Here is a 19,180-nt window from a genome sequence, read left to right as displayed (position 1 = left end):
TTCTCAAAAAAAATCTATTCTAAACTTTATTTTTATTAATTTCTAATATTTATAACAATCCATTTATTTAAAGTCCCATCATAAACAAGTTCAATTGTTCCAACACCAGAAGTTGCGGTAGCAGACCCTAAAGTATCGATATGATTTAATGGATTGGATGAATTCATATTATTGATTGTTAAATTTACTGGATTCGAATTATAAATTAATATATGCCTTCCATCTGTACCCCCACCAATACCTGATATAGTATAATTATGTGCTGCAGCTAATCTAAAAATAACAACATCAGTGTTAACGCCACTTAAATCAAAATTAAAATTGTCAAAATTTTGATTAGGAGCAACTGTTGCTATAGGTATACCAGCTATTTTATACTTAGTTGGTGAACTTGTATTGGTATTTGTTAGCTCATTGTTTTTTAACAATAAACCTTCACCTACCTTAATAGAAGTAATATCACCCTGAGAACAGTTACCTAAAAGATCTGTTGAAGTTGTTGTGTTATTTGTATTGGTTACCCTTAGATTACCTTGAACGTGAAGAGTTGCTTGTGGATTCGTTGTTCCAACACCAACTTGAGCATAATTTATATGTGAAGATAAAATCATCATTATGCTTACAATAAAGGAGTAGTATTTTATCATAATCATACTTTTTTAACATTAATAGTATAAAATTATTAAAATTTAATAGTATACTGAGAAATATCTGATACAAAACCAATAAAACAGATAAAATTCAATAACTAGAGTTAAAAAGTAAGTTAAAAACGATAAAAAACACTGTTAATATAGAAACTTAACTAAAAACTTCTTTTAAAATTTCGAGTGATTTCGGTTTTCTAAATCCGTCTAAATGAATGGCGTAATAATCCAAAATAATTTTCAAAATCAATTGGCGTTCCACACCCGTGAAAAGCTTTGCATTAGAATCAAAACGCAAATCAATAAGTTTTTTAATCAAAAGTGTTTCATGAGCTGTTAAACAACTTACCCCTTGAAAAGGCACAAAGACACCTTCTATCATTTCAAAAAATGGAAATTCATTTTGTGAGGATTGAGGATAAAACCCTAAAAACTTGGTAATTTGAAGCAACACAATTAAATGAAAATTAGCAATAGCGTCATGGGTATCTAACCAAAGTAATGCCGTTTCAATAAACTCGAAAAGGGATTCATTTTTTTCTTCTTCTAAAATACTATGATGTAAAATTTCGGATAGAAAAATAACAATCGTACTTTTTACAATATCTAATGGAATCGTTTGATAAGCATGTGCTAATTTAATTTCTTTAAAATGCTCTAATGTACCTTTGTTTTTATGTGTTGCTTCAATTTCTAGCAGCGTTAAAGGTTGAAAGTAACCAATTCGTTGGTTCGACTTCTTTGAAGAAAAAGCACTAGGCACAAAATAAGACTTTATGCCGTGATTTTGAGTATAACATTTTACAATTAAGCTTTTTTCTTGATATTTAATTGCACTAAGAACAATGGCCTTGGTTTTGACTAACATTTAACGAATAATCATTATTTTTTTTACCGTAGTTTCTGCTGCATCATCCGATGAAATAAAAATCATATAAACTCCCGAAGCTACTTTATATTTCCCAAAAGCAGTAGTGTCCCATTCCACTGTTCCTCCTTGAGAAGTGGTTTCAAACACCAAATTGCCTTCAATATCGGTAATTTTTAAATTCACTTTATCCATTAAACCGGCAATTTTTACTGTACCTGAGTATTCTGGTCGCACGGGATTAGGATACACATACGCATTTTCTAGATTTTCACTTCCTTTTGTTGAAGAACCTAAAAACGAAACTGTGCCTTTGTCGGTAGCAAAAAACACTTCTCCAGTTACCTCATCAATTTCAATATCCAGCACATTGTTGCTTGGCAAGGGCGAATTTTCTTTGGTAAAACGATGTAATGTTCTTTGCCCGTTACTACTTACATGAAAAACACCTGCATCTGCAATAGAAACCCATTTGTTATTTGAACCATCTACATAAATATCTTGAATAAACTGTTGGTAGAATAATTCCTGAGCTAAGTCGCCTTCTTGGATGACAATATTGGTAGCTGTTAATTCATTTTCAGACAAAAAACGATCAACATTACTCAGTATTCTTAATCCTTTATAGGTCCCAATCCATAATTGCCCTTTTTTATCAACGGCCACACAACGCACATCGTTATCGGGCAATCCTTTTTCTGAATTAATAACTATAGTTCTGTTATTGTATCTTTCATTAAACGCAATAACACCATTGAGAAAAGAAGCAATCCATTTTGTGCCGTTTTTATCAACCTCCATATTACCATAACGCTCATTTGTAGCATTTTGAATAGAAGAACTTAAATCATACGATTGCCAAGAACCATTACTTCGTAAGACTTTCAATGCTTTATTAACATAGGCATTTGTCATCCAAATATTTCCAGAATTATCTTGCACAAGACCATTAGGTCTGGTTGATTTATAATTTGGATCTGGAGCATAATATAAACTTTCTAAACCATTTGCTCCTGTATTGGTATGATCTAAAAGTGTAAAAACTGTATTATCTGTAATTTTTAATAACCCTTTATGATTAGAACATACATATTTCTCTTTTTTATTGAACGTATTTTCTAAAACAGTTCCTAAAGAAACAACATCTGTAAAGTTAGCTTTGTTTATGAAACTCCAGCCTAATGAACTTTTATAAGTACTAATTCCTTCGTATTTATAATCTGGAGCATACGTTCTATCGTACCCTCCATGCGTAATCCATAATTCATCAGACGTTTTTTTAATTTTAAAAGAATAATCTTCAATAGGACCATTGGGAGAAACATTTACAAAATTATTATTTGGAACAATATTAGATTCGTACAATCCATTTTTACTTGTTCCAATATACAATTTATCATTCACCACAGCTGCCCCAGTAAAAAAATCTGATACATTTGGAATACTATAAGTTATAGATTGCAAACTTAGATTTTGATCATAAACATGAACTTGATAATTAGCTTGAAAAACTAAATAATTAGAGGCGCTTTTTAACTTTTTCCCTGTAGAACCAAAAGTGCTAAATTGTTGTGCGGTTGAGCCAATAAATTTATATAAATTCATGTTTAAATTTGCTCCAACCAACTGATTATTAAAGGTAACCAAGCCAAGCCAATTTCCACTATTAAAAACAGACCATTGCGAATAATCATATATAAACGGATTGCTTAGTACTGCTTTTTTAATTCCTTGCGTTCTTGTAACCGCATAAATTTCATTATTAAAAACCGTGGTTTGTAACACATCTAAACTTTCACCCGAATTTCCTATGTAATACGTTTCGTCAACTTCCAGATTATTCAAATTATAAACTGTTATTCCGTATTGAGCAGAAACATATACTTTACCGTTATACTCGTAAAAATCATTAATCTTTTTATTATTAGGTGGAACTGGAACTTCAAGGATAATATCGGGTTTATTTATTACACTCCCATCTGGTTTAATAATAATAATTAACCCATTTTCATTTCCGATAAAAGTATGATTGGTAGAACTGTTAAATACAGCAGTCACCACTTCTGGTTTTACATCATTTATTGAAGTAAACGTTGCCAAGCCACCGCTCACTAACTCTTTTGAAAACAAAGAGTTTTTTGTAGCAGCAACCACTTTATTGTTTCCTGAGATAACATCCGTTATTTCTTTATATGAAAAATAGCCTTTCCATGGGTTCTGCTGTGCAAGTACAAGCATAGGAAGACAAACTGTTAATAATAAAGAAATTTTTCTCATAGCAATAGCGTTAATACCACAAATATAATACAAACGCATTTAATTTGAATTTATTGAGTTAATCCACTTTTTTTATTGCTTCTTTTTTCACTAAACCTTTTGAAAAATCAGAAAGATGTACTAAAAAATAGTTACCACTAGTTTGTTCTATATATACTTTTGTTCCTTCGTGAATTTTTCTAATGGTTTGTTTCTTATCTTTAGTAAGCATTAAAGTTTCGGAAGAAAACACAACACCAACTTCTGGATTTTTTACCTGTTTTTGGATAAAACTTAAAACAAAGAAACCAACAAAAAGTACTAAAGTAACTACTATTGGTTTTATATATCCCTGATTGTTTTTGTATTTATAGAGAATAATAAATGTTAACAAAATAAACGCTAAAACAATGGTAAAACCATTTAAAAAAATTTCGTAAGAAACCATTTTTGCTTTAACAAAGGCCAACCAATCGTTTGACGGTTTATACTCGATTTTATCTGTGGTATTTGCATAAGCAACAGCTAAATTGGTTTGAATTTTTTCGTCAAATGGCGCTCTTGCATTTGCTTTTTCATAATTGTATATTGCTTGTGGCAATTGTCCCATTTTAAAAAAACAATTCCCTAAATTATAATACACTTCGGCTGCTTCTACATTTAGTCCCTCTATTTGTTGATACAAATCGGCTGCTTGTTGGTATTCTCCTTTTTGATATAATAAATTTGCTTCTTTAAAATATACCTCAGCCTGAACTGCATCCGCAAAAGTTGCTTGAAAACCGAAAACAAGGAGTAAAAAAAATAACAGCTTTTTCATCGTTAAGTATTTTCAATTTGTTGAATACAATGTTTCACTTTTTCTAAATCTTGTTCCCTATTTATGTTTGAAACCGGTGCGTATTTTGCCATTTCACAAGATTGCAATAAATCCATAACACTTTGAATAATTTCATCTGATAGTTGAGCCTCTTTCAAAGTATTTACAACTACTTCTTTAGAAAAAGAAACTGAATTAATAGAAAATTTTTCGCAAAGATAGGCTTTTAAATTTTCCTCTAACGCGTTATAAAACAAATCTTTATGATGTAAATTATCTTCTAATTTTTGCACTGAAAAGATTGCTTTTTTAACTGATTTTGAAGTTGTCTTTTGTGTGTTTTTTGAAGAATAATCCGTTGTTTTCTTCTTTCTTAAAAACAAAACCAATGCAGCTAATATTGGAATACCTACCAAACTATAAAACAATTTTGTTCCAAAAAAGGAATTTGAATGCAAAGCAACGAATGAAGCTTCGGTAAAAATTGGCAGAATTGTTTTAGGTAATTTTGTATTGTTTTTTTGTAATTGAGAAATATACTTATCGCCTTGTGCAATAGTTAAGTTTATTTCGTCAGAAGAAATTGTTTTATACGATTTTGTTTGAATATCAAAATAACTGAATTGCTGCGGTTTCACTAAGAAATCGCCTTTATTTTGAGGAATAATCGTATATGAATCCGAAATTTTCCCCGACATTCCTCTTATACTTTCCTGGATTTCTTCTTTATGAATTGGTTCAAAAACTTCAAAATCTGAAGGCAATTTAGGTTTTGGAATCTCAAATAATTTTAAATTTCCTGTTCCAGAAACTACGAAATCCATCTGAATGGCTTCACCTGTTCTACTATCAAATTTATCAACAATTACCTCAAATTCAAAGGTACCAACAGCACCCGTAAAATTTTCGGGTTTGCCTTTTTCAGGTAACGGTTTAACAGTAATTGCTTTTACAGGTGTTGCAATTACTCTTCGAGCTGTTTCGTATTCAGGATCATTAAAAAAATCTAACTCACCTGTTGGATAAGCGATATTAAAATCTAAACTTAATGGATCAATAATTAAATTTCCTGTTTTTTGCGGATATAAAACAGTTCTTCTAAACAATTTAGTGTAGAATATACGTCCGTTTAAATTGATTTGTTCCCAGTTATTATTTCGTAAATCCTCAGTTTGACTCCAAAAATTATTGTATTTAGGAAAATTAATTTTATTTTCTTTTTCAATTTTATATTTCGGATTCAAATAAACTCGGTAACTTACTTCAATAGGTTCGTTAAGATAAGCCGTATTTTTAGACACTTCTGCTTCTATAAAAACTGGCGCATTTTTACCAACTATTGATTTGTTGGATGGGGATTCAACAGTAGAACTCCCTTCTCCTTTCACCGACTGATTTAATACATTAACAACGACAGGTTGTGATTTAAAAATTTTACCTCTGAACTCAACCATTGCAGAAGGAATTGTGAATTTTCCAGGTCTTGTGGCTTGAATAACATAAGAAAACTGTTGGCTTCCAGAATACGCACCATTAATTACATTTTCACTCTGACTCATCATGGGGCCATTTACTTGAAAACCTACTATTTTTGGAGGTATAAAATCATCTCCAACAGCATTAAATACAAAATCTAACCGTATTGCTTCACCTACTTTTAAGGTAGTTTTAGGCATACGAACTTCGAGTCGTGTTTGTGCTATACTACCGCACGACAGAACTAAAAATAAAACTAAAAATCTAAACTTCATCATCTTACCAATCTTTTTCTGTTTCAATTGTTTTTGTTCTTCCTTTTTGTGCATTAACTTTTTGTTGAACTCTTTTTTCATCTTTATTGATAGCATTCAAAATATTATCAATACGTTGTTTATTTGCTCCTTTAGGCTTTTTATTTTGTTGTTTTTGATCTTCTTTTTTATTGGATTGTTGTTTGTTTTTTTCTTGATTTTTCTTGTCTTTATTATTCTTTTCTTTGTTCTTATCGTTTTCTTTGTTCTTATTGTTTTCTTTATTGTTTTTATTTTGGTCTTTATTATCTTTATTCTGTTGGTCTTTATTTTTATTCTTTTTGTCTTTATTACTAGTGTTTTTTGGGGGATTTTTTTTCAACATTTCCTTAGCTAAAGCCAAATTATATCGTGTTTGTTCGTCTTTAGAATTTTTTTTTAAAGCATTTTTATAGGCCTCAATGGCTTTAGTATAATTTTTCTCTTGCATGTATACATTTCCTAAATTATGATAAGCCTTGTGTTTTTCGGTTTTCGTTTTTGCAGCTTCAATACTTGATAAATATTTATCTTTAGCTTCGTTGTATTTTTTAGATTTATAAATTGTATTCCCTAAATTGTAGGTAGCTTTATCTTTTGCTTCTTTAGATTTAGATTTAATCGCTCGAAGTTTTTCTTCTTTATTTGTTTCTTCCAAAGTTGTCTTATTTGCTTTTTCTTTTTGTTGCGAAAAAACACTTATCATTTGAAACAAAAACACTATGTAAACTAAAAACTTCATGCTTTTTTTGAAATTAATTTTTTAAAAGAATAGTTCTCGTTTTCCAACCAAAAAGTATCCAAAACAATTAATAACATCGCCATCAATAAAAACCATTGAAATTGAGATTTTTGTTGTGCTAATTGTTGTGCTTTAAATTCTGATTTTTTAACTTCTTCCAAAGCAGCTTTTATCTGTTCAACAACTTGGGCCGTTTGGTTCCCAACAATATATTTACCATCTGAATCGGCAGCAATAGCTTCTAATATCTTTGGGTTCAATTTAGTGATTACTACTTTACCTTCTCTATCTACTTTTAGCTGTGGCTCTCCATATTCATCAATAAAAGTAATGTTTCCGCCTGGTTCAGTTCCCATTCCAATTGCAATTATTTTCACTCCTTTTTCTTTAGCATAAGCTGCAATTTCACTACCACTTTCGTGATCTTCTCCGTCAGACAATAAAATCACTGCTTTACCTGAATTTGGATTGTCAAAAAAATCAACTGCAGTTTCTACAGCACTTTGAATAGCAGTTCCTTGCGAAGAAATTAAATCGGTATTAATTGTTTGCAAGTACATTTTTGCCAAAGCATAATCCGTTGTCATGGGTAAAACCGGGTGGGCGCTTCCAGCATAGGCAATCATTCCAATTCTATCGGTACCTAATTTAGAAATAGTTTGAACAATAATTTGTTTCGCTTTTTCTAGTCGGTTTGGCTTTACGTCATTACACAACATACTTTTTGAAACGTCTAATGCAAAAACCAACTCTACACCTTGAGCTTTAACCGTATCCGTTTCCGTTCCAAATTTTGGATTTACTAAGGCTAATATGACAAACAACAAGGCTAATATATAAATTACAAACTTTTGTTTTTTTCGTTTACTATTTCGATTTGCTGTAATTTTATGTAATGCCTTTTCTGAACCAAATTGTTGTTGTGCTTGTTGTTGCCAACGGACATAGAAATGCTGAAGCACCACACCTAACGGCAATAGTGCTAACAATAAAAAATAGATTGGTTTTTCAATATCAAACATTTATATAAAACTTTTAAACAGTGTTCGGTTCAGCACAAATTCAAGCACTAAACAAATTAAAGCAAACAACAGCCAAGGTCTGAAGTTTTCATCAAACTGAACGTGTTTTTCTTCCTTTATAATGGATTTTTCTAATTGGTCAATTTCTTTATATATTAATTCTAATTTTTCATTACTGTTAGCCCTAAAATACTTACCCTTAGTTATGGTTGCTATTTGTTTCATCAAAGATTCATCAATTTCTACCTTTTGAGGTTGAAAAACTAAATTACCAGCGGCATCTTTGGCAACAGGAAAATTGGCAACACCACTAGTTCCTACACCAATAGTATATACTTTTATTCCGTATTCTTTGGCAATTTCTGCGGCTGAAATAGGATCCAAACTCCCTACATTATTTACACCATCTGTTAAAAGTATGATTACTTTTGATTTAGCTTGACTTTCTTTTAAACGATTAATTGCAGTAGCTAATCCGATTCCAATTGCTGTTCCGTCTTGTAACACATATCCGTTATACTGAACTTCTGCCAAAGATTGCAATACCATTAACTTATCTGAAGTAACTGGTGTTCTCGTATAACTTTCACCAGCATATACGACTAAACCAATTCTATCATTTGGTCGATTTTTTATAAAATCTGCTGCAACTTTTTTTACGGCTTCTAAACGATTGGGTGTTAAATCAGTAGCCATCATTGAACCCGAAACATCCGTTGCGATTACAATATCGATTCCGTTTTTAAAACTAGTAAAATTTGATTTTTCGGTACTTCTTGGTCGAGCTAAAGCAACAATCATACAAATCAAGGCCAAAATTCTAAAAACAAATAAATACGGTCTCAAACGCACTTTCCAAGAAACAAACTCAACAGTTGTAAGAACCTGACTCATTTTTAATGTTGGAAATTGATATTTTTGAGTTTTCACATACCAATAAATCACTACTGGAATTAACAATAGTAACCAAAGAAATTCGGGATGCATAAATGAACTACTCATCATCTTCAACTAAAACAAATTCTATACTATTATTAATTCTATCCACCAATCCAGCAGCTTCTTTATCACTAACTTTATGAGAAATTGTAATAATCTGCTGGTTTTTATCATCATGTAAAATCACAGTACTGAACTTGTGATTTTGACTTCCTTTTTCATCATTAAAAGTGTATGTACCCACAACCAAATCTCCTACCACCCCTTTACTGTTTTTGAATTTTTTCATATCCATTTTAATACCCTTTGCATTTTGTTGCATCATTTCTCCTAATTCTCTATTTACCACATCATTCAACACAAAAGGCACAGAATCTTTATAAGCTATAGTTCTGAGGGTCACAGACAAATTATCACCCAACGTTTGCCATTCAAATGAGGCATAATTTTTAATTTCTGGACTTTTTATATCTGACTTAATTCGCGCTAAAATTTCAGGTGTTTCAATTTGAATTGGTGGATAACCATATTCAGAAGTAACCCATTCTCTTTTTTGATAATAGTGTGCATCTTTTCCGTTCCATTGTTGGTGTACATAATCTGCAATGTTTTGATAACCCAACAATACAACTGCTCCTAAAGTTGCCAAAAGAAAAGTTGCAACAGCTACAAATTGTCGAATATTTTTTTGCTTAAGCTTTCTTCTTTCAACTAATTTTAATGCATTTGCAACACGTTGTTCCTCATTCGACGTTGGCAATAAAGCATGAAATTCTGTAACGGCTTCAACAACTTTTTTCTTATCATTTAATACTACAGATTCTTCTAAATTTATTTTTGCAAATTTAGCTAAATCGGCATTTTGGAATATTTTTTCTAAGTTAGCTAAAGTGATTGTTTTTAGTTGGATTTTTTGTTCTAAAGCTTTGTTTTCAAGCCAAAGAATAAATTCATTTGTGGTGCTTTCAAGTGCTGGAATTTCTAGGGTAACATTAAAATATGTTTTCACCATTTCTGTAAGCTTGGAATAAAATGCTTTACTGTTTTTTTCTAAACCTTCTATTGCTTCAACATCTTGTTTAAATTTATCGAAAGGAGGAACATATTTTTCTGTTTTAGCTTCTTTGCGAAATTGTATCTTTTTTATTATCCAATAGGCTAAAAAAGCTATTGTAAAAACACCAAAAATTGCACTAATAATTTGAGGTGTAGTAATTTCATCATTATTTATTTTTTCCATTTCAGCTGCGATAGTTGCATCAGCTTTAATGTCGTACATTTTTTGTTTAGTGGTATCAACAACAACATCTGTTACTGTTAATTTTTGTTTATTAGTAGTTATTTTTTTCTTATTAAAAAGCACTTCTAAACTAGGAATGGAATAATTACCTGCATCAAATTGTGTTAGTCCATATTTTTTAACCAGTTGGGTTTGATTTTCAATTTTTATGGTATCAACGGGATAGCTTTGAATTAGTTCCAATTTTCCAATAGAGTCAGGTTCTGGAAAAACGACAAAATCGCTAGCATGAACTTTGGTTGTAAGCGTTAATATAGCTTCTTCTCCAATTTTAATAGTTTTTTTATTCAAAGCTGTTGTTGCTGTTTGAGCAAAACCCATTAAAGAAAACACAAAAAACAAAAACAACAATCCTCTTTTCATTATGCTCTCGATTTAAAATACGTTAATAATTTTAACACATAACTTTCTTTTGTATTGCTGTTTACAATACCCGCGCCACATTTAGAAAACACAGAAAAACAATAATTTTCATTTTGTTGATAGTGTTTTTTATAGGAATTACGTACTTTTTCATCAGAGGTATCAAACCAAGAATACTTCCCTGACTCTGCATCTAATACAGGAATTAAACCTAAATTGGGTATAGATTGCTCTCTTTCATCATAAATACGAATTCCGGTTACATCATGTTTTTTCGCTGCAATTTGTAATGCTTTTTCGTAATTTGAAGTCATAAAATCTGAAATTAAAAACACAATGGCTTTCTTTTTCATAATTTGAGCTACATATTCTAATGCAATAGTTATATTGGTTTTGTTGCTTTTAGGTTCAAATTCTACTAACTCACGAATGATTCGTAATACATGTGATTTTCCTTTTTTGGGTGGAATGTACAACTCTATTTGATCAGAAAAGAGTAACAAACCTATTTTATCGTTATTTTGAGTAGCCGAAAACGCCAAAGTCGCTGCAATTTCCGCCACTATTTCTCTTTTATCTTGTTCCGATGAACCAAAACTTTGTGAAGCTGAAACATCAACCATTAAAAGCATTGTTAATTCGCGTTCTTCTTCAAAAACCTTTACGTACGTTTCATTATTTTTTGCTGTAACGTTCCAATCAATGGCACGAACATCATCTCCATATTGGTATTGCCTCACTTCTGAAAATGTCATACCACGACCTTTGAAAGAAGAATGGTATTGTCCCGAGAAAAGATGATTGCTCAGTTTTCGGGTTTTAATTTCTATCTTCTTAACTTTTTTAAGTAGGTCTTTGGTTTCCATCTTTATTTTGTTTCAGGTTTCAGGTTTAATGTTAAACTAAGAGAACTTTAAACTTGAAACAAAAACTACGGTACTTGAACTTGATTTAATACTTTTGTAATGATATCTTCTGCAGTTATATTTTCAGCTTCAGCTTCATAAGTAATACCAATTCGATGACGTAGTACATCATACACTACCGCACGAACATCTTCCGGAATTACGTATCCTCTTCGTTTAATGAAGGCATAACATTTTGCTGCCAATGCTAAATTGATACTTCCTCTTGGCGAAGCACCATAATTAATTAAAGGTTTTAAATTTTCTAATCGGTATTTTTCTGGGAAACGTGTAGCAAAAATGATATCTAAAATATATTTTTCAATTTTCTCATCCATGTAAACTTGACGAACTAATTCCTGAGCGCGTTTAATTTGTTCCAAACTTACAACTGCATTTACAGTATTTAAACCCGATTGAAAACTCTGACGTATAATGGCTTGCTCGTCCTCCATTTTTGGATAATCCACTACAGTCTTAAGCATAAATCGATCCATTTGTGCTTCAGGAAGCGGATAAGTTCCTTCTTGTTCCACTGGGTTTTGAGTAGCTAAAACCAAAAATGGCGTATCTAATTTATACGTTGTTTCACCAATAGTAACTTGTTTTTCCTGCATAGCTTCTAACAAAGCCGATTGAACTTTCGCAGGCGCACGATTAATCTCATCAGCTAAAACAAAATTAGCAAAAACAGGACCTTTTTTAACTGAAAAAGCAGCGTCTTTAGGATTGTACACTAAAGTTCCAACCACGTCTGCTGGCAATAAATCAGGGGTAAACTGAATACGACTAAACGATCCATGAACGACTTTTGAAAGTGTGTTAATAGCCAATGTTTTAGCCAAACCGGGCATTCCTTCCAACAAAATATGACCTTGACCTAACAAACCAATCAACAATCGTTCAATCATGTGTTTTTGACCCACAATTGCTTTATTCATTTCAAAAGTTAACACATCTATAAATGCGCTTTCATTTTGAATTTTTTCGTTGATTGATGCAATATCTAAATTCGCTTGATTTACTTCCATGGGTATCAATTTTACAAGGCACAAAAATAAAATTTTCTATGTACGGTGCAAATTGAATTTTTTTTAGCAGTTTTGGTGTTAATACTCCGTTAAAACTACTGATTTTTTTAAGAATTTAAAATCGTTTTAAGAAATCCATAAAAAACTCAAACATAATTTTAAGAAATACTACTACGAATTGGTAATTAAGTTTTAAATAAAATTTTATTTTTTGCACATTAAACTTAACAAAGCTTTTACATAAACCCGTTATATTTTCAGAAAATTTACGTACTTTTAAGAAAAAATAAATTATGTCAATTTTACTATCTTCAGTCATAGTGGGCACCATGAATTGGGGTGTTTGGGGTAAAAACCTCAACACTAATGAGATGGAAAAATTAATCCTTCATTGTATTGAAAAAGGGTTAACTACTTTTGACCATGCCGATATTTATGGTGGTTACACAACAGAGGCCGCTTTTGGAAAAGCTTGGCACAATTTAAATATTCCTAGAGAAAATGTACAGTTTATCTCTAAATGTGGTATTAAATATGTGAGTGATGCTCGAGATTATAAAATTAAACACTACGATTACAGTAAAGAATACATCATTTGGAGTGTAGAACAATCTTTAATAAATTTAAAAACAGATTATTTAGACGTACTATTACTACATAGGCCAAGCCCTTTAATGCAACCAGAAATTATAGCTGACGCCATTACTGAATTGAAAATTTCTGGTAAAATTATCAATTTTGGTCTGTCTAATTTTACACCATCACAAACAGAACTAATTAGAAAACACACGGCTGTTACCTATAATCAAATTCAATTTTCAGCTACCCATTTAGAGCCTATGTTAAATGGCGAGCTAGATTATATGAATCATCATTGTATTAAACCGATGGCTTGGAATCCGCTTGGGTCTATTTATCGTGTAGATACACCACAAACTTTAAGACTAAAAAACGTATTAGGACAATTAAGCGAAAAATATAATGTTTCAGAAGATGTACTTCTTATAAAATGGATTATGCGTCATCCAGCACACATTAATCCAGTAATAGGAACTACTTCAATGGAAAGAATCAGTAGTATCGAACTTTTACAAACATTTGAGTTGGATTTAGAAGATTGGTTTGCTATTTGGGTAGAAAGCCAAGGCATTAAAGTTCCTTAAAAAGATAATAATTTACACAATCCAAATTTGATATTGATAAAGAGTTATGATAAACAAGCGATTGCTTATTAAGAACTTATTAGCTCATAATAATGAGAATAGCTTTTATGACAAAAAACGTCAACTAAATTTACATTCCAAAGAAGGAAAAGCTAAATTTTTAAAACATATTTGCGCGCTATCGAACTCTAATCCATTTAATAATTCTTATATTGTAGTAGGTGTAGAAGACGACACAAATGAGATTGTAGGTGATGATTTTTTTGATGATAGTAGAATACAAAATTTAGTAAATGCCTTTTTAGAAAATCCTCCGAAAATTTTATATGAAAACATCCCTTTTCCTAACTTACCCAAGGACAAAGTAGTTGGTTTAGTGACAATAAAACCTAAAAATAAAATTTCTTTTTTCAAAAAATCAATTCACACCATACCGGCACAAACTTCATTTGTACGGATAGGTAGTAATTCTTCACCTACCATTGAAAAAATACCGGTTTCAAAATCCAATGTAGAAGCTGTAATTAGCATTGAAAACAATTCAAGAAACAGCATTGAAAATACCCTTGACAGTGTACTCGATTTTATTACAATTCGTCATAAAGACCTACCTTGTCATTACAAGGTGTTTAGAGAGAATTTTGTAGTTTGTTGGGCTGGTCAAAAAAGAAAATTTAGAGAACAAACCTTTTTTTCAAGAGTTGACATTGAACTTGTAAATGAGCAAGTTAAATTATTTTATTCTAACCAAGATGATGTTGTAATAACTTATGACGAAAATAGTTTTCATATTACAGAATATGTACCCTTAGGTCTGAATGACAAAACCAGTTTTTATCCCTTAGAAAAAGTAACTTTTACCTTTTATGACAATGGTTATTATAAAATGGAAACCAAAATGTTATTTGAACCGCCTCAATACAATAAAAAACTATTGCATCATATCTACAATGCGACTTTAAACAACATACAAAAACTACAAAAAGGGCAACTAGTGGACGAAAAAGAAGTTTTAAATATTCCTTCAACCCTAATGCTCTGTTTTCTAAATGATTTTAAAGATGCTAAAGACAAATTAATAGAAGCAAAAACTGTTATAAAAAATTATAAAAATTCTTTAGCTTATGTTTATTTTAAAGAATCCCTTCGAATTTTGAGAAAGATGAAGTACAATTATTCTTGATTAGACAAGTACTCAATATCTTCTAGAAGTTGCTTTACATTTTTTACTCCTTCTTTTTTTTCGTCTAGTAAAGTTCCGTCATAAAAACCTCGAATTCTCCCCTTTTGATCAACCAAAACAAAATTTTCTGTATGCACCATATCATACAATTCTTCAGGTTTTCCTGTTTTAACCACTAAATAAGATTGTCGAGCAATTTTATAAATCTCTCTTTGATCACCCGTAACTAAATTCCATTTTTCATCAATCACACCTCGTTCTTTAGCATAACGTTTTAAAACCTCAACCGTATCTTCATCAGGAAAAACTGTATGTGAAAGCAATTTTACTTTTGGATTGTATTTAATTTGCTCTTGCAACCAAGTCATATTGGTGGTCATTTTGGGACAAATCGTTTGACAAGTGGTAAAGAAAAAATCGGCCACATAAATTTTACCTTCATAATCTTTATTTGTAATAACCTTTCCGTTTTGATTAATAAACTTAAAAGGTGCTATTTTATGGTTATAACCAATATGTTGCACGGTAGAATCTACTAATTCAGGATTTACATCTCTTGGAGTAATAATTGGCAAATTTTTTCTATTCATTAAACTATATATAGAAAAAAATATTGTCAATAATAAACATATAAAGAAAGTTACAAATACTTTATTTTTAAACATGGTAAAAAAAATTTAATACAAAAGTATAAAAACTAGTTTCTTGAATTAAAGAATTTAACAATTGAATATTTTTTTACTAAGTTTGTACTAACTAACCAACTACTAATCAAATGAAAAACATTTACTTAGCTGTTTTTTTCTTACTTTCAATTGTTGGATTTTCACAATTCAACAAAAACGCCCCATGGAATACAGCAAATGCAAACAACACAGCAACAACTTTTAATCAAGAAGTTCAAAATTTCAACGAATTTTGGAAAACAAGAGACAAAAACGTTAAAGGAAGTGGATACAAGCCCTTTAAGAGATGGGAAAGTATCTATGAAAATCAGTTAAATGATGATGGAACTATAATTTCTCCTCAACAATTATGGGAGGTATGGAGACAAGAAAACACATTAAAACAATCTAGAAGAACATCAAGTACTTTTGCTTTACCACCAAGTAATTGGCAACCTGTTGGACCTTTCACTCACACCAATACTGGCTCGTGGTCTTCTGGCCAAGGAAGAGTTAATGTTGTTGCAATTGACCCAACAAATCCAAATACTATATACATTGGAGCACCAGCAGGTGGAATATGGAAATCAACAAATAGTGGAACTACTTGGACTCCTTTATCAGATGAATTACCTCAAATTGGTGTTTCTGGAATAGCAATTGATCCAACCAACTCTAATGTAATTTATATTGCTACTGGCGATAAAGATGCTTCTGACACCTATTCTGTTGGTGTGTTAAAATCAACAGATGGCGGTTTAACTTGGAATACAACGGGATTATCATTTACCGGAACATCAAATTTTGCAGGAGATATTATTATACATCCAACAAACAATCAAATTATACTTTGTGCAACAAGCGCAGGATTATATCGAACAATAAATGGTGGAACAAATTGGACTGTTGAACAAACCGGTGATTTTTCTCAAGGATCAGTACGTTTTAAACCAACCGATCCAACAGTAGTGTATGCAACCACAAATAATCGATTTTATAAATCCACAAATACGGGTGATACTTTCACTAATATTACTTCCAATTTATCTTCTTCTGGAACAACAGGTAGAATGATTTTGGATGTAACTTCAGCTAATAGTGCGTATGTTTATGTTTTGAGTGTTGGTGTTAGTCCAAATTATGCATTAAACGGAATATATAGATCAACAGATAGCGGATCAACTTTTACAAAAACTTCTGGTACAACTGACATTCTAGAATCAACACAAGGTTGGTATGATTTGGCATTAGCGGTATCCGATACGGATGCTAATTTACTATTTACAGGTTGTTTGAATATATGGAAATCTACTAATGGAGGAGCTTCAGTTACTAAGGTAAACAACTGGAGTTCGCCAAGCTCAGCAGCTTATACCCATGCGGACATACATTTTTTACAATTTTTAAATGGTAAATTATATTGCGGAAGTGATGGTGGTGTTTATGTAAGTACAAATAATGGAACTAATTTTACGGATATTACTGCCGGATTACAAATTAGCCAATTCTACAGAGTATCTGTTTCCAAAACAACTGCGGGTAAAATGGTGGGTGGTTTACAAGATAATGGCGGTTATGCTTTTAGTAATTCTGCTTGGAAAAATTATTATGGAGCAGATGGAATGGACGCTGCTGTAAGTCAAGCCAACAGTAATGTATATTATGGATTCATCCAAAATGGAAGTTCAATGTACATTTCAAATAATGCAGGAAACAGTATTTCGGGAAGTGTGGCTTCTCCGGGAGGAATTGATGGAAATTGGATTACCCCTTTACGAGGAGACAGCCAAGGAACTATGTATGCAGGATATGATGCTTTATACAAACTTGTAAATGGAAGTTGGATTCAACAAAACATTACGTCGCTAGGTACTGGTAATTTAGAATCTATAACAATTGATCCTTCTAACGATACTATTATTTATGTAGTAAATGGCACTAGTTTGTATAAAAGTACCGATAGCGGTTTAAACTTTACTACTGTTTATACGGCAACTTCAAATATTACATCTGTAGCAGTTCATTCTTCTAACAGCAGTATCGTTTATATTACAACCAGCGGCACAACAGGTAATGCATTCAAATCTACTAATGGTGGAACTTCTTTTTCAGTTATTGCAACAGGATTACCTGCTATTTCTAAAAACATAATTGTTCACCAAGGCAGAAACACTGAAAATCCTTTATATGTTGGAACTTCATTAGGTGTGTATTACATTGACGACTCAATGACAACATGGCAACCATTTGATACTAATTTACCAAATGTACCTGTTCGTGATTTAGAAATAAATTTAGAAGACAATAAAATTATTGCAGCTACTTATGGAAGAGGTATATGGCAATCAGACATTCCTGTACAAATTCCTCCTACAGATGTGAAGTTTTTATCTGTAAACAATCCTACTTCAACTATTAATTGTGGCACATCTGTTAATCCACAAATTACCGTTAAAAACGGAGGAACAACAACAATAAACTCTTTAGTTATCAATTACAGTATTGATGCCGTTCCCTATTCATACAATTGGTCTGGATCAATATTAGCTGGCGCAAACCAAACAATTGATTTACCTACATTTACCACTACAAGAGGTTCTCACAACATTAATGTAACAGTAACTACAGCTGGAGACGCCTATAATGATAATAATGCTGGAACAACTCCATTTTATGTAAATGATGCTGGAACAGTTGGTGTAATCAATTCATTTACATCTGCTTCAGATGAATTAATTACTATCAATGAAGGTGGAAATGGTTGGACAAGAGGCAATAGAACATCTGGATTATTAAACACTGCAGGAAATACAGCTTATGTTACAAATACTACAGGAAATTATGCAAATAGCGTAAAAACCCACATTATTTCACAATGTTACAATTTAAGTACTGTAATCAATCCAACAATAAATTTTAAACTTGCTTATGATTTAGAATTAAATTGGGATGTAGTTTATGTAGAATACAGCACAAATTTTGGAGCTACTTGGAATCTATTAGGATCAATGGGAGCTGGATGGTACAATAGTAACAGAACGCCAAATACAACAGGAACAGATTGCAATAACTGTCCTGGAGGACAATGGACAGGAACCAATACTACTTTAACAACTTATACCTATCCATTAACGGCTTTAAACAGTGAAACTAATGTAATATTTAGAATTGTTTTCCATTCAGATGAAGGTGTAAATCAATTAGGAGCAAATGTAGATGACTTTGTGATTACAGGAACATTATCAGCAGATAGTTATAAAATGAATCAAATATCTGTTTACCCTAACCCGTCAAATGGTTTAGTTACAATTTCAACTGGTGATGTAACTTTAACTTCAATAGATGTATATGATTTAACTGGAAAGTTAATATTAAAACAAAACAAGTTTAATTCTAACAACAATTTAACAACAATTGATTTGTCAAATGCCGCTGAAGGTATTTACTTTGTAAAACTATCTTCAGATAACAATTCAATAGTTAAACGTATAATTAAAAATTAATTTT

At 31.3% G+C, this 19,180-nt stretch carries 15 protein-coding genes; 3 read left to right on the top strand and 12 right to left on the bottom strand.

Annotation, left to right across the window (positions count from 1 at the left end; translation table 11 throughout):
- Nucleotides 1–35: 35 nt before the first annotated feature.
- The 11 genes from KQS_RS00375 to KQS_RS00325 all read right to left on the bottom strand — a co-directional run bounded on the left by KQS_RS00375 (nucleotide 36) and on the right by KQS_RS00325 (nucleotide 12,662).
- Nucleotides 36–647, bottom strand: a complete 612-nt coding sequence (locus tag KQS_RS00375; protein ID WP_014387232.1) for a hypothetical protein — start codon at nucleotides 645–647, stop codon at nucleotides 36–38.
- A 154-nt stretch (nucleotides 648–801) separates the two neighbouring features.
- Nucleotides 802–1,515, bottom strand: a complete 714-nt coding sequence (recO, locus tag KQS_RS00370; protein WP_014387231.1) for a DNA repair protein RecO — start codon at nucleotides 1,513–1,515, stop codon at nucleotides 802–804.
- On the bottom strand, nucleotides 1,516–3,792 hold the full coding sequence (porZ, locus tag KQS_RS00365; RefSeq protein WP_041251925.1) for a type IX secretion system anionic LPS delivery protein PorZ: 2,277 nt from the start codon (nucleotides 3,790–3,792) through the stop codon (nucleotides 1,516–1,518).
- A gap of 58 nt (nucleotides 3,793–3,850) precedes the next feature.
- A complete protein-coding gene (locus KQS_RS13885; RefSeq protein WP_014387229.1) occupies nucleotides 3,851–4,591 on the bottom strand; it encodes a tetratricopeptide repeat protein in 741 nt (246 codons plus the stop codon).
- 2 nt (nucleotides 4,592–4,593) lie between these two features.
- Entirely contained in the window at nucleotides 4,594–6,396 is a 1,803-nt protein-coding gene (locus tag KQS_RS00355; RefSeq protein WP_157868369.1) for a BatD family protein, read from the bottom strand.
- Complete coding sequence (locus tag KQS_RS00350; RefSeq protein WP_014387227.1) at nucleotides 6,347–7,102, bottom strand: tetratricopeptide repeat protein; 756 nt, start codon at nucleotides 7,100–7,102, stop codon at nucleotides 6,347–6,349. Before KQS_RS00350 ends, KQS_RS00355 begins: the two co-directional genes overlap by 50 nt.
- Nucleotides 7,099–8,124, bottom strand: coding sequence for a VWA domain-containing protein (locus KQS_RS00345; RefSeq protein ID WP_014387226.1), 1,026 nt, complete (start codon nucleotides 8,122–8,124; stop codon nucleotides 7,099–7,101). Before KQS_RS00345 ends, KQS_RS00350 begins: the two co-directional genes overlap by 4 nt.
- Nucleotides 8,125–9,126: a vWA domain-containing protein gene (locus KQS_RS00340; protein WP_014387225.1), complete on the bottom strand. Its 1,002-nt coding sequence runs from the start codon at nucleotides 9,124–9,126 to the stop codon at nucleotides 8,125–8,127.
- A complete protein-coding gene (locus tag KQS_RS00335) occupies nucleotides 9,119–10,726 on the bottom strand; it encodes a hypothetical protein (RefSeq protein ID WP_014387224.1) in 1,608 nt (535 codons plus the stop codon). Before KQS_RS00335 ends, KQS_RS00340 begins: the two co-directional genes overlap by 8 nt.
- Nucleotides 10,726–11,592 carry a DUF58 domain-containing protein gene (locus tag KQS_RS00330; RefSeq protein WP_014387223.1) on the bottom strand — a complete coding sequence of 289 codons (867 nt, stop codon included), beginning with the start codon at nucleotides 11,590–11,592 and terminating at the stop codon, nucleotides 10,726–10,728. The genes KQS_RS00335 and KQS_RS00330 overlap by 1 nt, the downstream gene beginning before the upstream one ends.
- A gap of 65 nt (nucleotides 11,593–11,657) precedes the next feature.
- On the bottom strand, nucleotides 11,658–12,662 hold the full coding sequence (locus KQS_RS00325; protein WP_014387222.1) for an AAA family ATPase: 1,005 nt from the start codon (nucleotides 12,660–12,662) through the stop codon (nucleotides 11,658–11,660).
- A gap of 290 nt (nucleotides 12,663–12,952) precedes the next feature.
- On the opposite strand from KQS_RS00325, the gene KQS_RS00315 reads away from it, so the two are divergent.
- Both KQS_RS00315 and KQS_RS00310 read left to right on the top strand, forming a co-directional pair.
- Nucleotides 12,953–13,825, top strand: a complete 873-nt coding sequence (locus tag KQS_RS00315) for an aldo/keto reductase (protein WP_394332339.1) — start codon at nucleotides 12,953–12,955, stop codon at nucleotides 13,823–13,825.
- A 46-nt stretch (nucleotides 13,826–13,871) separates the two neighbouring features.
- A complete protein-coding gene (locus KQS_RS00310; RefSeq protein ID WP_014387220.1) occupies nucleotides 13,872–15,008 on the top strand; it encodes an ATP-binding protein in 1,137 nt (378 codons plus the stop codon).
- On the opposite strand, the gene KQS_RS00305 is transcribed toward KQS_RS00310, so the two are convergent.
- A complete protein-coding gene (locus tag KQS_RS00305) occupies nucleotides 14,999–15,673 on the bottom strand; it encodes an SCO family protein (RefSeq protein WP_041251921.1) in 675 nt (224 codons plus the stop codon). The two genes, KQS_RS00310 and KQS_RS00305, sit on opposite strands and share 10 nt — an antisense overlap.
- A gap of 110 nt (nucleotides 15,674–15,783) precedes the next feature.
- On the opposite strand from KQS_RS00305, the gene KQS_RS00300 reads away from it, so the two are divergent.
- A complete protein-coding gene (locus KQS_RS00300; protein WP_014387218.1) occupies nucleotides 15,784–19,176 on the top strand; it encodes a T9SS type A sorting domain-containing protein in 3,393 nt (1,130 codons plus the stop codon).
- Nucleotides 19,177–19,180 lie beyond the last annotated feature (4 nt).

This window comes from Flavobacterium indicum GPTSA100-9 = DSM 17447 (assembly GCF_000455605.1).
Classification (GTDB): Bacteria; Bacteroidota; Bacteroidia; order Flavobacteriales; family Flavobacteriaceae; genus Flavobacterium; species Flavobacterium indicum.
This window is presented reverse-complemented; position numbering and strand designations above follow the sequence as displayed.

Bases quoted from the DNA above. Each gene is read 5' to 3' on its own strand.
- KQS_RS00350 (WP_014387227.1), bottom strand. From the start codon at position 7,102: ATGAAGTTTTTAGTTTACATAGTGTTTTTGTTTCAAATGATAAGTGTT.
- KQS_RS13885 (WP_014387229.1), bottom strand. From the start codon at position 4,591: ATGAAAAAGCTGTTATTTTTTTTACTCCTTGTTTTCGGTTTTCAAGCA.
- KQS_RS00375 (WP_014387232.1), bottom strand. From the start codon at position 647: ATGATAAAATACTACTCCTTTATTGTAAGCATAATGATGATTTTATCT.
- KQS_RS00345 (WP_014387226.1), bottom strand. From the start codon at position 8,124: ATGTTTGATATTGAAAAACCAATCTATTTTTTATTGTTAGCACTATTG.
- KQS_RS00340 (WP_014387225.1), bottom strand. From the start codon at position 9,126: ATGAGTAGTTCATTTATGCATCCCGAATTTCTTTGGTTACTATTGTTA.
- KQS_RS00325 (WP_014387222.1), bottom strand. From the start codon at position 12,662: ATGGAAGTAAATCAAGCGAATTTAGATATTGCATCAATCAACGAAAAA.
- porZ (WP_041251925.1), bottom strand. From the start codon at position 3,792: ATGAGAAAAATTTCTTTATTATTAACAGTTTGTCTTCCTATGCTTGTA.
- KQS_RS00310 (WP_014387220.1), top strand. From the start codon at position 13,872: ATGATAAACAAGCGATTGCTTATTAAGAACTTATTAGCTCATAATAAT.
- KQS_RS00355 (WP_157868369.1), bottom strand. From the start codon at position 6,396: ATGCACAAAAAGGAAGAACAAAAACAATTGAAACAGAAAAAGATTGGT.
- KQS_RS00300 (WP_014387218.1), top strand. From the start codon at position 15,784: ATGAAAAACATTTACTTAGCTGTTTTTTTCTTACTTTCAATTGTTGGA.
- KQS_RS00335 (WP_014387224.1), bottom strand. From the start codon at position 10,726: ATGAAAAGAGGATTGTTGTTTTTGTTTTTTGTGTTTTCTTTAATGGGT.
- KQS_RS00330 (WP_014387223.1), bottom strand. From the start codon at position 11,592: ATGGAAACCAAAGACCTACTTAAAAAAGTTAAGAAGATAGAAATTAAA.
- KQS_RS00305 (WP_041251921.1), bottom strand. From the start codon at position 15,673: ATGTTTAAAAATAAAGTATTTGTAACTTTCTTTATATGTTTATTATTG.
- recO (WP_014387231.1), bottom strand. From the start codon at position 1,515: ATGTTAGTCAAAACCAAGGCCATTGTTCTTAGTGCAATTAAATATCAA.